This is a genomic window from Pectobacterium sp. F1-1 (assembly GCF_025643735.1).
In the GTDB taxonomy this organism is placed as follows: domain Bacteria; phylum Pseudomonadota; class Gammaproteobacteria; order Enterobacterales; family Enterobacteriaceae; genus Pectobacterium; species Pectobacterium colocasium.
In genome coordinates, this window is record NZ_CP104733.1 from 413,059 (window position 1) to 425,622 (window position 12,564).

Consider the following 12,564-nt stretch of genomic DNA (forward strand, 5'->3'; position numbering starts at 1 on the left):
GAGAAGAGAACGATCAATGATGGTGCTTAGCGACGAACGGCGATCGCTTCGATTTCGATCTTCACGTCTTTTGGCAGACGTGCAACTTCAACGCAAGAGCGAGCTGGGAACGGGGCATCGTGCTCGTTGAAGAAGGCTTCATAGGCGGTATTCACCAGAGTGAAGTCGTGCAGGTCTTTCACGAATACCGTGGTTTTCACGATATCGGAAACTTTCAGGCCAGCGGCTTCCACAATCGCCTGTACGTTTTCCAGTGACTGGCGCGTCTGCGCGGTGATGTTATCTGCTACCAGACCGCTTTTCGGGTTCACCGGAATCTGGCCGGACGTGATGATCATGCTGCCGAGGTCAACGCCCTGAACATAGGGGCCGATGGCGGCAGGGGCGTGCTCAGTGCTGATAATGCGTGACATGGTATCTCCTTGATGGGGGCGTAAAAGGAACGCGGACGTAGAATGCCAGCCACTCAAGCATGGATTTAGGGGAAACACGGTGATGAGGTTCCCGTAGGGATGCCTCACGCCGTGGTCGCCCCAGTATCTCGATCCTTAAATGATCGGCATTACGCGGACGCAGCCATTATTCAAAAAAGCCCCGCCGCAGGCAACGTCCATCGCGGGGCAAAGCAGAAAACTAACGATCTTGCAGCACGGCCTGACGCTCAAACTCTTTTTCGCAGTACTTACACTTCAGGTGAACGTCGCCGTCACGCTGTTTAACGCTGAACGACGAGGAGACCGGTTCGCTACGGCTGATGCAATTGCTGTTCGGGCAGGTGAGCACGCCAGTAATATGCTCTGGCAGCGTCGGCACCAGCTTGCGCACGACGTCATAGTCATCAATCTGATTGACGGTCGCCTGTGGTGCGTAGATCGCCAGCTGATTCGCCTGCTGTTCGGTCAGGAAGACGTTTTCGATCTTGATCAGATCTTTGCGCCCAAGGTGGTTGGACGGCAAGTTCAGGCCGATGGTGATGCGCTGGTCTGTCGCGGTGAGTTTAAACAGCGTTAGCAGTTTAAAACCCACCTGCGCGGGAATGTGGTCGATCACCGTGCCACGTTTGATCGCTTCAACCTGTAATTTATTATCGTGTGTCATGATGGTTTCTTCCTCTTACAGAACCAGTTCGCGATTCAGGACCAGCGCCAGCAGCGCCTGACGGGCGTAAATACCGTTGCCTGCCTGCTGGAAATAATAGGCGTAGGGCGTGGCATCTACATCAATGGTGATCTCATCGACGCGCGGCAGCGGGTGCAGCACTTTCAAATTCGAGCGAGCGCTGTGCAGGTCGGCGGCGCGCAGGACAAACTGGGATTTGATGTTGATGTACTCGGACGGATCCAGACGCTCTTTCTGCACGCGCGTCATGTACAGGATATCCAGCTCGCCGACGACGTCGTCGATGCTGTTGTGCAGGCTGTAAGCAATATTTTTCTCTTTCAGCATACTCAGAATGTAGTCCGGCATCGCCAGTGCGTCCGGGGCGATGAAGTAGAAGCGGTTGCCTTCAAACTTCGCCAGCGCCTGCGTGAGTGAATGCACGGTGCGGCCGTATTTCAAATCACCGACCATCGCGATATTGATGTTGTTCAGTCGCCCCTGCGTTTCCTGAATGGTGAACAAATCGAGCAGCGTCTGCGTGGGGTGCTGGTTCGCGCCGTCGCCAGCGTTCAGTACCGGAATACCGTTGGAGAACTCGGTCGCAAGGCGGGAAGCGCCTTCCTGCGGGTGACGCATCACGATGGCATCCACGTATTGGCCGATCACGGAGATGGTATCGGCCAGCGTTTCGCCCTTTTTCCCCAGCGACGTGTTGTTGCTGTCGGCGAAACCGACGACGGAGGCGCCGAGGCGATGCATCGCGGTTTCAAAAGATAAACGCGTCCGGGTGGAGGCCTCGAAGAAACAGCTGGCAATCACTTTATGTTTTAACAGCTCAGGCTGAGGCTTGGCTTTCAGGCTGGCGGCGACACGCAGCGTCAGTTCCAAATCTTCCCGACTGAGGTCGTTAATCGAAATAATATGTTTTTGATAGAGCGGATTGACCATGGTGTCTTTCTATATGAACGCATCCCGTTTGCAAGGCTTCCGTTGTGTTGACGTTGACGGATAGGTCGCAGCTCTATATCCGGCCTTATTGCAGCCTGTGCCGCGGGCCTCGATGAGATTCGCCGACTTGCTCCTTATTCTCCTGGCGGGCTTTATGCCCGACACACCATTCAGGTTTAGCAAGTCCCGGTCTTACCTGTCGTTGTCATCACGCTGGCTGCCCTCGCAACCTTTCCGCATTCATCCTTTTGTTAAGGGTTAATGGTTTTCAGCATCCGCTGTTAATACGGCCTGATGCTGACGTAATCTTTCCGGTACTCCCGTTCGTGCGCCGCCACCGCCCACACCGTGCGCGCCAGTTTGTTGGCCATCGCGACTATCGCCACACTGGTCGGCCGCCGTTTCTTTAACTCCGTTATCCACGGTCCCGGCTCTTTCGCCAACAGGCTCGCTGCCCTCGCTCCATGGATAAACAGCGTACGCAGGTAGGTGTCACCGCGTTTGCTTATCCCCGGCAGGCGAACCTTGCCGCCAGTGCCGGTCTGTTTTGGGACGAGTCCGACATAGGCCGCGAACTCCCGTCCCGACCGGAACGCATGAGCCTCGCCCATCGTAGCCACCGCCGCCGTGGCTATCAGTGGCCCTACGCCGGGTATAGCCATCAGCCGTCGGCAGGTCTCGTTCTGTTTCGCCAGCGCCGTCAGTTGTTGCTCAATGCCGTTAATCTGAGCATCCAGCTCACTCAAGCGACGGTGCTGCTCTTCAATCTGGGCGATGAGGAACAGCGGCAGGCGGTTTTTCAGCCTCTCCAGCGCCACGGGCAGAGCCTTGTCCAGCGCGGTACGTCCTTTGCGTACTGTTTCACCAAATTCGAGCAGTAAGCCATGCAGGGCATTGGTCTGCGCGGTGCGGAACTTCACCCACTGGCGGCGCATGCGATGCAGTGCCAGAACGGCCTGCTGCTCTTCGCTCTTTACGGCAATCCCCCGTCCCGGTTGCTGGACCGCCATCCATATGGCGCGGGAGTCCATGACATCGTTCTTGTTGCCCATCAGGAAGGCTTTGACGAATTTCGCCTGAAGCAGGCGAACCTGATGACCAAGTTTCTTCAACTCCCGGGCCCAGTGCTGAGAGCCGCCACAGGCTTCCATACCAATCAGGCAGGGTTCACGGTTGCTGAAGAAGGTCAGAACATCCTGACGTCGCAGCTGTTTATCCACCACTTCGCCGCTATGTTTGTCGATGAAGTGAACCTGAATCAGGTGTTTTGCGATATCAACGCCAACAGGGGTATAGTTATTCATGTGTGGAGTCTCCAGTCAGGGGAACGATGAGTATCCCGTTATAGGCACGATGATGCCGGAAATCTGCGAGGCTCCACACCCCGTCTTTCAGCCTCTGTGCTACTCGTCAAATAGTTGGGATGCGTTCATCTCATTCTCCTAACGTGTACACAGGAAATGTCGTATCTGGCTGCCCGAGCTGTCGGCGAAAAAATGCCTGAACGCGTTTTGATGCCACAAAACGATGCCCTGAAAGGGCGCCGTCGTGGACGATAGGGCACAAAAAAAAGCCCCTCATTGAGGGGCTTTCTTAATGGAATGATTGAGCAACGGAAAGGAAAACGCTGGCTGGCTGCCGGATGGCAGTTGTGGTTGAGAACCAACATAAGCAGCGGATTTTTTGGTGTAACAGTGCATGACCCCTCCCGGCAAACTGTCGGGAATTATACGCGCCGACTAGGCTATTTCAAGCAGAAAACGTGGTTTTTTACGCATAGCAATCGGTTGCGGATAGGGTGTGGTATGCATAACGCTTGCAGGTGGAAGACGGTCGATGGGGAAGAGTGATGGGCAGTTCACTTTTTCGTATTAACGCGCTGGCGGGCGTCACATTTGGAGAGTATAAGGATTATAAAACAGAGTTTCATTTTTTCTATTAACGAGGTTTTTATGATTACTGGCAATGTCCACCACCTTGAACTGGTTCCTTATCTGCCTGCCAAACTGCGTGAAGCGATTGAATACGTGAAGCAAAATATTACGGCAGATACGCCGCTGGGCAAGCATGATATTGAGGGCAACAGCGTGTTTGTGCTGATCTCCAACGACAGCACCGATCTGCTGGAAAAACGCCGCGCTGAGTATCATGCCAAATATCTGGACATTCAGATTGTGCTGTCCGGTGTGGAAGGAATGACGTTCAGTAATCTGCCTGCGGGCAAGCCGGATACCGATTGGCTGGCGGATAAAGACATTGCCTTCCTGCCAGCGGGCGAGCAGGAAAAACAGTTTGTGATGCAGGAAGGGGATTTTGTCGTCTTCTTCCCAGGGGAAGTGCACAAACCGCTGTGTGCCGTTGGTGAACCCGCGCACGTGCGCAAAGCCGTGGTGAAAATCGACGCATCGCTGGTGAGGTAAAAGCGCCGGGAAGACGATTGGGTCTGCAAGGCTGAACCGATCTGAATGCATGGCAACGAAGGGTTTATCGTTGTGGCATGTCCCTCTAAAAACTGCGCCTTTTGAGTCATCAGGGCGCAGTTTTTATTGTTTATTTACAATTCGTTATTGTGCAAGGCGGGATGTAGCGGTGGCTAACGTTGCCACATTATTCTTCGCGCTTAACCCTGACGGCGAATTTGAAATTGAACAATAAGTGGCTCAGGAGCGCCAGCACCCAAACGCCTCCCGCACCGTATAACAGAATACTGCCGAATCCTTCTGCCAACGCTCTCGATGCCACCTCTGTGGTCAGCGTCATGACTTCCCCACCTCCGGCAATGCGTTCTGCGAGTGCATCAATATCCTCTGACACGACCCCCTTCAAGCCCTCGGCTACTCCCGCAACCAGTAAATTTCCCATCAATGCGATGTTTATCGAAAGCGTAATCAACCGTGCGCTGATATCAATGCCAGAAGCCATTCCTGCCCGATCGCCCGAGACGGAACCCGTCGTCGTGTTGGTCACTGGCGTATTGATTAGGCCGAGGGCTGCTCCCGCCAGCAGCGCGCCCGGAAGTAAGCTCAGATGATGTGCGGCGGCGAATGTCATCAGCATAAAACCGGTACCAATGGTGAATAGCCCTATCGGAATGACGCGCGCAGCACCAAAGCGCACCACCAGTTTTTCGCCGAGAGGCGGCATTATCAGGGTCGGTAAGGTATAAGCCAGCAACGCGAGCCCGGTCGCGAGGCTGCTGTATCCCAGCCCGCTCTGATAATAGACGGGGAGGTAAATCATCAGCGGCCAGAAGCTGAAATTCATCCCCATCGAGCCCATGAGCGCACCGGAAAAGGGGCGAATGCGGAATACAGAAAAATCAAACATGGGATACGGATGGCGTTTCTCCACCCAGATAAATAGCCCCGCGCTCAGTACCGTAAACAGCAGGATAATACGTGCGGCAAGGCTGTCCCACCCCAAACTGCTACCCTGTGTAATGAGGTAGGTTGCGCCCATGACCATGCTCGACAGCGTAACCATGCCACTGAGGTCGAGTTTTTTAACCGCGTTGTCACGAGATTCCACCACATTTTTCAACGTCAGAATCAGCGTCAGTAAGGCGATAAAACCGTGAACCAGAAACACCCACTGCCAGCTTAGCCAGGCAACCAATACACCGCCGATCATCGGCCCGAACCCCAGCCCAAATCCAAACGTAATCCCCCAAGGGCCGCAAAAGCACGACTACGTGGTGCCCCTTGTGGAAACTGGAACGAGAGAATGGCAATCAGGCAGGTCAGCATTGCCCCACCGCTCAATCCCTGAAGAGAGCGCCCGACGATCAGCCACTGCGGGCTTTCCGCTAGCCCACACATGACCGAGGTTAGCCCGAACGCGATGATGCTGATGATAAAGACACGTTTACGACCGTATCGATCCGCCAGCGTGCCGGTCGCCATCAGTACCGTCGTGCAGGCCAGCGTGTAGGCATTCATGATCCACTGCAATTCCCTGAAACTGGCGTGCATCTCTTTTTCCAGCATGGGTAAAATGACCGGCACGCTGGAAATCTCCAGCCCTGACATCAGTGCAGCCAGACAGACCGCCATCAGTGCCAACATGTTCTTCATACTCAATTCCTGCAAAACGTTAAGAGGTGGCTAGCATGGAAGATTGAGGTCATGGTGGAAATCCACTCTGATGCCATGTATCGTCAATATCGTGCCAAAACCAGCGGTAATTCTGTTATGAACATAACCCCCCAATATTTGCCTCCTGACCGTCCTCCTGCTCCGATAAACCGGCGCTTGGTGCTGTTGGCGTATGAATGCCTGTGTACATTTGAATTTGGAATTGCGGTCGAAGCATTCGGACGCACCGATGAGGTATTGGGTGAACCGCTGTATGACCTGTGTGTGGCATCAGTGGAAGAGGGGCCTTTTGGTGCACAAGGTGGTGTTCGGCTCGTGGTTGATGGCGGGCTGGAATTGCTTGACGGAGCGGGGACTATCGTCATTCCTTGGCTGGCGTAGCGTTCACGATACGGCATCAGAACGGCTCATTGCGGCGCTGCAAAAGGCGCATCGCAACGGTTCGCGTATTGTGTCCATTTGCGCAGGGAGCTTTGTGCTCGGCGCTGCGGGTTTATTGGATGGTAAACGTGCTACCGCGCATTGGAACAGCACGGATATTCTGGCGCAAAGGTTTCCTAACGTGCAGGTCGAGCACGGCATGATTTACGTCGATGAAGGTAGCGTGATTACCTCTGCGGGGGGCGCTGCGGGTGTTGATTTGTGTCTGCATCTGATCCGACGTGATTACGGAATCGATGTCGCCAATCGTACTGCACGCCGTATGGTCACACCGCCACTGCGTGAAGGCAATCAGGCGCAGCTTCTCCAACAGCCTGTCCCGTTACGTCGGGCGAAAACGCTCGCGCCGCTGCTCGACGATTTGCGCAGTCATCTGAAAATGCCATTGGTGATTGAGAAACTCGCTGCGCAGGTCGGTATGAGTCGCCGCACGTTCTTGCGCCGTTTCCACGATGCTACGGGCACAACGCCGGGCGAATGGATGCTGAGTGTGCGATTGGAGAAGGCCTGTGCGCTGTTGGAAAACGACAGGCTGAGCATCGATCGTGTGGCAGAACAAGCGGGTTTCGGCTCGCCCGAAACGCTGCGACATCATTTTCGACAACGGCTTAACACGACGCCGACGCGCTGGCGAAAAGCGTTTAGAGACCGAATGAACAGCACGCTACCCACCGGGGATGAGCATACTAAGAGCGATTAACGTCAGGGAAAGGAAAAGCACTCCCCGGACAGGCTCCGAGGAGTGGAGTAAAGGCACGAAGGATTGGCCGTGTGCGTTAATCCTGCACCAGCGTGGCGACCATCACCGCTTTGATGGTGTGCATGCGGTTTTCCGCCTGATCGAACACGATGCTGTGCGCGGATTCAAAGACCTCATCCGTGACTTCCATTCCACCGTGCAGACCATACTGTTCCGCCATTTGTTGGCCCATCGTCGTCTGATCGTCGTGGAAAGCGGGCAGGCAGTGCAGGAACTTCACCTGCGGATTACCCGTCGCGGCGATCATCACCATGTTTACCTGATAGGGTTTCAGCAGTGCGATACGCTCCTGCCAGGTTTCTTTCGGTTCCCCCATGGACACCCAGACATCGGTATAAATGAAATCTGCGCCCGCGACGCCAGCGGCGATATCTTCCGTCAGCGTGATGCTGCCGCCGGTTTGTTCTGCCGCAGCCTGACACTCCGCTACCAGGCCGGCATCCGGCCAGCAGGCTTTTGGCGCGACAAGGCGTAAATCCAGCCCCGTCAGCGCCGCCGCTTCCAGCATGGTGTTGCCCATATTGTTGCGCGCATCGCCCACGTAAACGAGCGTCATCTCTGACAGCGGTTTACCCGGCAAATGCTCCTGCATCGTCAGCAGATCCGCTAGTAGCTGCGTAGGGTGGAATTCGTTCGTCAGGCCGTTCCAGACCGGCACGCCAGCGTATTGCGCCAGCGTTTCGACAATCTGTTGACCGTAGCCGCGATATTGAATGCCGTCGTACATTCTTCCCAGTACGCGAGCCGTATCCTTGATGGATTCTTTATGGCCGATTTGGCTACCGCTTGGGCCGAGATAGGTCACTTGCGCGCCCTGATCGTATGCAGCAACTTCGAAAGAGCAGCGAGTACGAGTCGAATCTTTTTCGAAGATGAGTGCGATGTTTTTACCTTGCAGGCGGCGGACTTCTGTCCCGTTTTTTTTATCGGCTTTCAGTTTCGTTGACAGGGCTAAAAGATTGGCAATATCTGCGGGTGTAAAATCCATTAACCTTAAAAAATGACGCTTATAGAACGGTTGCATGATGTACATCTCCATGTGGCTCAACACCATCGGTTGAATTAAAATTCACTTTATATGTGTAATTATTCAAATTCAAGTGGTGATATCAAACTTTGTGGTGGAGCAAGCCGCAGGGCTGTGGGACAATAAGCACTATTACGTCGATTAATGAGGACTGAGGCATGGCAAGCCGCGAATTACTGGAAGAGCAACGGGAAGAGACACGCCTGATCATCGAAGAGCTGCTGGATGACGGCAGCGATCCTGACGCGCTCTATACCATTGAACACCATTTCTCTGCTGAGAAGTTTGAAGTGTTGGAAAAAGTCGCTGTAGAAGCCTTCAAACTGGGCTACGAAGTGACGGATGCGGAAGAGTTGGAAGTTGAAGATGGTGTGTTGCTGATGTGCTGTGATGCCATCAGCGAAGTTGCGCTAAATGCGGAACTGATCGACGCACAGGTAGAACAACTGCTGGCACTGGCGGAACGCCACGGCGTAAATTACGACGGTTGGGGCACCTACTTCGAAGATCCCGATGGTGAAGGCGAAGAAGACGGGGATGATGAAGATTTTTATGACGAAGACGATGACGGCAAACGTCATTAATTATTAAGTCATTAATCTCGAAGAACAGGCCTCACTGAATGCCGCAGGAACACCCTGCGGCGTTTTTTATTCGGCATCACAGCGCCGTATTACCGTACTTTCAGCTTTTTACAGCACCTTCAGCATCGTCACTTCACAATCGGTGTGGCCCGTGTTGCCCATTGCATGTGGAATCGACTCGAAACCCAGCGATTCATACAGCCGGATCGCGCTGGTTAGGTGGCCGGTTGTTTCCAGATAGCAGCGGCGAAAGCCGTGCTGACGTGCAAAATCAAGCGCCTGTATCGCTAACTGACGCGCCAATCCTTTGCCGCGCGCGACGGGCAGGAAATACATTTTCTGCAATTCACACACATCGTCTTCACCCGCGACCAATGGCGCAATGCCGCCGCCGCCAACCACGCGGCCTTCGTATTCAATCACCCAGTAGGCACTTTGCGGCTGACTATATAAGGCAAACAACGCGTCTAGATTAGGATCGGAAACGGTGTAGCCTTTATCGGCCGTCAAACCAAATTCGGCGGAAACCTGACGAATGACATGAGCGATAGCGGCATCGTCTCGCGCGGTGATGGGGCGTACCTGAAGATTGGCGGAGGTCGCGGTTGTCATAATACGTACTCTTGCTCTTACGGTTTACGAGGGGAATGTTCCTGATCGATTGTAATACCATTTCAGGCCACATTGATGCAACGTCTATACCCGTTCTTCCTGCTGTTCTTCGAGTGGTATCTATGGCGATGTTGATACCCTATCCATACTAACATACCAGTATTTTCTACTGTTAAAGCCATACCATGACATCCGAGAACTCGAATTATCTAAGATATAAGTAAAATTTCCTGTAATATCTCAGGATATAAATATTTAGCCGCACTATTTTCTTAGGGTTTATAAGACTATTCGGTTGTTTAATTACTGTTAACTTTTATTGTTGTCGTTAACAAGACGTGCTTAAATAAGCCGCTTTTTTGTATGCCAGTAACGCTTTTAAGCGCTTTATTAGGCTTATTTCTTTTAGGATGAAAGGTCTATGACTATCAATACTTCAGAAAATAACACGCAGCATCGCGTGAAATTTCATGGTAAGGCTGGGGAATATTTTGCAATTTGGTTGGTGAATGCGTTATTAACGGCCATCACTCTGGGTATTTATTCTGCCTGGGCTACCGTACGCCGCCGTCGTTATTTTTACGGTAACACGGAAATTAACGGTGACCGTTTTGATTACCACGCGCAACCCATTCAGATTCTCAAAGGACGTTTGCTGGTTATCGCCGGTATTATTCTGTTTTATATTGTGATGATGATGTCACCCGCGCTGGGTAGTATTATCGCGCTGGCATTTGCGGCACTGATTCCAGTTATTGTGATTCGCAATTGGCGTTATGACGCCATTATGTCCAGCTACCGCGGTATCCGTTTTAACTATCACTGCCAGACTGGCCGCGCGTATTGGGTGTTGCTGCTTTGTCCGATTCTGCTGCTGCTGGCTTTTTATGCCGTGTTGGCTGTAGCACTGCTGATTGGCTCGCAGAGCGATAGCCCGATTCTGATTGGATTCATTGTGCTGGCAGTGGCTATTCCGGGGTTTGCTGCGGTGAATGGCATCATGAAAATGATGCAGCTTGATTTCTATGTTAATAACCTGTTCTTCGGCAAAACCGCGTTTAAAGCGGAGTTGACGAAAGCGGCGTTTATTAAATTCGCCCTGATTAGCCTGCTGATTTTTGTTCCTTTCCTGATCGCATCGCTGTCATTCATGAGCTCCTTCTTTTTCACGCTGTTCCAAACGATTATGATGGGCGGCGGAAATGAAGATCTCGTATTGATGATGCTGCTGAGCAACGTCTTCAATATGGTCATGATGTTCGTCGTGGCGCTGCTGGGCGTGCTGGTTTCTAGCAGCTATCTGGTGGTCGCACAGCGTAATTATCTGTTTAGCCAGACGTCGCTGAATGGCGGTGTGAAACTGCACTCTTCCATGCAAACGCTGTCTTACATGGGTCTGCTGATAACAAATAGCCTGATCACTATTTTCTCTTTGGGCTGGGCAGCACCGGTGGCAGAGATTCGTCATGCACGCTATATCGCCAATGCGACGGCGGTGGAAGGCGATCTCGAATTGCTGCACGTTCAGGCACATCAGGACACAGCAAACAGCGCACTGGCTGAAGAAGCCGTGCAAGCGCTTGATTTGGGTGTTGGCCTGTAAGTTATAAGGCAGGAATATGAATATTGAGGGGCATTATCAATACCCCGGATTGGCGGCCCGCGTGGCCGCTTCTCTTCATTTAATGGACAACGGTTCGATGATGGTGTTGAACACCGGATCATCGAGCACGACATTTGCGCTGGAACAGGTCACGGTTTCCGATGCGCTGGGCTCCATCCCTCTGACACTCACGTTTCCTGACGGCGGCCGCTTTGTGCCTGCCGACGATCCTGCATTTCGCGCATGGTATTCCGCGCGCCGTCGCCCAGGGTTGGTTCACCGACTGGAACGCCATAAACGTGGCGTCATTCTCACGTTATTCGCCTCGATATTGATGGTGATAAACTATGTTTACGTGGTGTTGCCGTGGGCGAGCGCCGCGCTGGCGCTACGCATTCCAACTGCTATCGAACAGCAGTTGGGGCAAAATACGCTGAAACTGTTACGGCACAGTGATTTTGCGCCTTCCAAGCTGCCTATTGAGTGCCAGCAAGCGATGCAAATGCTGTTTCAGCAGGTTATGCCGCCTGATATGCGGGAAGATAAAACGCCGCTGCGTCTGGAGATCATGTCTGCGCCGATCGGGCCGAATGCCTTTATGCTGGCGGATGGCACACTGATTCTCAGTGACGATCTGGTGAGGCTGGCAAAAAATGACAACGAGCTGGCCGCGGTGATGTTGCATGAGATGGGGCATCACGCCTACCGCCACCCAATGCGTATGGTCGTGCGGTCATCGTTGGTATCGCTGACGTTCATGTGGATGACGGGAGATGTCAGTGGTGTGGGGGATACCTTGTTGCAGTCGGCCGCTTTCATCAACGAGATGCAATTCTCCCGTGATATGGAACGGGAAGCGGATGCGTGGGCAATCGCAGAAATGCAGCAGCAAGGGCGTTCGCTACAGTCGATGCAGGCGATGTATCAGGCTCTGGTCGCTAACGATCGCAGTCATGATGAAGTGGAATCGCTGGATTTGCCTGACTGGTTAAGCACGCATCCTGATATGGATGAGCGGCTGAAAACGATTGAAAGAGAGATGAATAAGCACTAAGTCGCCGTTTTCGACTCTCAACCCTGAACGGACTCCAGCCTTATGTCAATCGTGTGCGGTGCCACCGTGCACGATCCTTTCCTTGTGATCAATCCGAGCAAGCAATACGCGATGCCCTGTTTTTATGCGCATCTGTTTCAGTCTGAAAGCATGGTAAAACGCTTAGGCAGGAATGCGTTAAATATCATCCTATTAAAAACTTCATGTAGAATCTTTCGTAATAAATAAAAAATTCAGAGAATAATCTCTTTTTATTATTAGTCCGCTTATGTTTATTGGGATTTTTCCTAATAGACATTAGAATCGCTGCTTCGCGACTTCATGATTACCGAAGAGTTAT

At 52.7% G+C, this 12,564-nt stretch carries 11 protein-coding genes and 2 pseudogenes; 5 read left to right on the forward strand and 8 right to left on the reverse strand.

Annotation, left to right across the window (positions count from 1 at the left end; translation table 11 throughout):
• Positions 1 to 26: 26 nt before the first annotated feature.
• The 4 genes from ridA to NAL19_RS01900 all read right to left on the reverse strand — a co-directional run bounded on the left by ridA (position 27) and on the right by NAL19_RS01900 (position 3,353).
• Positions 27 to 413, reverse strand: coding sequence for a 2-iminobutanoate/2-iminopropanoate deaminase (gene ridA / locus NAL19_RS01885; RefSeq protein ID WP_224556680.1), 387 nt, complete (start codon positions 411 to 413; stop codon positions 27 to 29).
• Between the two features lie 220 nt (positions 414 to 633).
• Positions 634 to 1,098 (reverse strand): aspartate carbamoyltransferase regulatory subunit, encoded by a 465-nt coding sequence (pyrI, locus tag NAL19_RS01890; protein ID WP_225086649.1) that lies wholly within the window; start codon positions 1,096 to 1,098, stop codon positions 634 to 636.
• Between the two features lie 15 nt (positions 1,099 to 1,113).
• A complete protein-coding gene (gene pyrB / locus NAL19_RS01895; RefSeq protein WP_263058598.1) occupies positions 1,114 to 2,049 on the reverse strand; it encodes an aspartate carbamoyltransferase in 936 nt (311 codons plus the stop codon).
• A gap of 281 nt (positions 2,050 to 2,330) precedes the next feature.
• Positions 2,331 to 3,353, reverse strand: a complete 1,023-nt coding sequence (locus tag NAL19_RS01900; RefSeq protein WP_263058599.1) for an IS110 family transposase — start codon at positions 3,351 to 3,353, stop codon at positions 2,331 to 2,333.
• Between the two features lie 648 nt (positions 3,354 to 4,001).
• Here NAL19_RS01900 and NAL19_RS01905 point away from each other — a divergent pair.
• Positions 4,002 to 4,469, forward strand: a complete 468-nt coding sequence (locus tag NAL19_RS01905) for a YhcH/YjgK/YiaL family protein (protein ID WP_225086651.1) — start codon at positions 4,002 to 4,004, stop codon at positions 4,467 to 4,469.
• 187 nt (positions 4,470 to 4,656) lie between these two features.
• Here NAL19_RS01905 and NAL19_RS01910 read toward each other — a convergent pair.
• A pseudogene (locus tag NAL19_RS01910) lies at positions 4,657 to 6,122 on the reverse strand (MFS transporter).
• A gap of 117 nt (positions 6,123 to 6,239) precedes the next feature.
• On the opposite strand from NAL19_RS01910, the pseudogene NAL19_RS01915 reads away from it, so the two are divergent.
• Positions 6,240 to 7,284 (forward strand): annotated as a pseudogene (locus tag NAL19_RS01915) (helix-turn-helix domain-containing protein).
• Between the two features lie 76 nt (positions 7,285 to 7,360).
• Here NAL19_RS01915 and argF read toward each other — a convergent pair.
• Together argF and argL are read right to left on the reverse strand one after the other, a co-directional pair.
• On the reverse strand, positions 7,361 to 8,368 hold the full coding sequence (gene argF, locus NAL19_RS01920) for an ornithine carbamoyltransferase (RefSeq protein ID WP_263058600.1): 1,008 nt from the start codon (positions 8,366 to 8,368) through the stop codon (positions 7,361 to 7,363).
• On the reverse strand, positions 8,352 to 8,444 hold the full coding sequence (gene argL / locus NAL19_RS21750) for a putative translational regulatory protein ArgL (RefSeq protein WP_411561413.1): 93 nt from the start codon (positions 8,442 to 8,444) through the stop codon (positions 8,352 to 8,354). The genes argF and argL overlap by 17 nt, the downstream gene beginning before the upstream one ends.
• Before the next feature lie 85 nt (positions 8,445 to 8,529).
• On the opposite strand from argL, the gene rraB reads away from it, so the two are divergent.
• Complete coding sequence (rraB, locus tag NAL19_RS01925; RefSeq protein ID WP_263058601.1) at positions 8,530 to 8,955, forward strand: ribonuclease E inhibitor RraB; 426 nt, start codon at positions 8,530 to 8,532, stop codon at positions 8,953 to 8,955.
• Between the two features lie 108 nt (positions 8,956 to 9,063).
• Here rraB and NAL19_RS01930 read toward each other — a convergent pair whose 3' ends face one another.
• Positions 9,064 to 9,567, reverse strand: coding sequence for a GNAT family N-acetyltransferase (locus NAL19_RS01930; protein ID WP_263058602.1), 504 nt, complete (start codon positions 9,565 to 9,567; stop codon positions 9,064 to 9,066).
• Between the two features lie 421 nt (positions 9,568 to 9,988).
• Between NAL19_RS01930 and NAL19_RS01935 the strand changes: the two genes are divergently transcribed.
• Positions 9,989 to 11,170: a YjgN family protein gene (locus NAL19_RS01935; protein WP_263058603.1), complete on the forward strand. Its 1,182-nt coding sequence runs from the start codon at positions 9,989 to 9,991 to the stop codon at positions 11,168 to 11,170.
• Positions 11,171 to 11,186: 16 nt separating this feature from the next.
• On the forward strand, positions 11,187 to 12,224 hold the full coding sequence (locus tag NAL19_RS01940; RefSeq protein ID WP_263058604.1) for a M48 family metallopeptidase: 1,038 nt from the start codon (positions 11,187 to 11,189) through the stop codon (positions 12,222 to 12,224).
• Positions 12,225 to 12,564 lie beyond the last annotated feature (340 nt).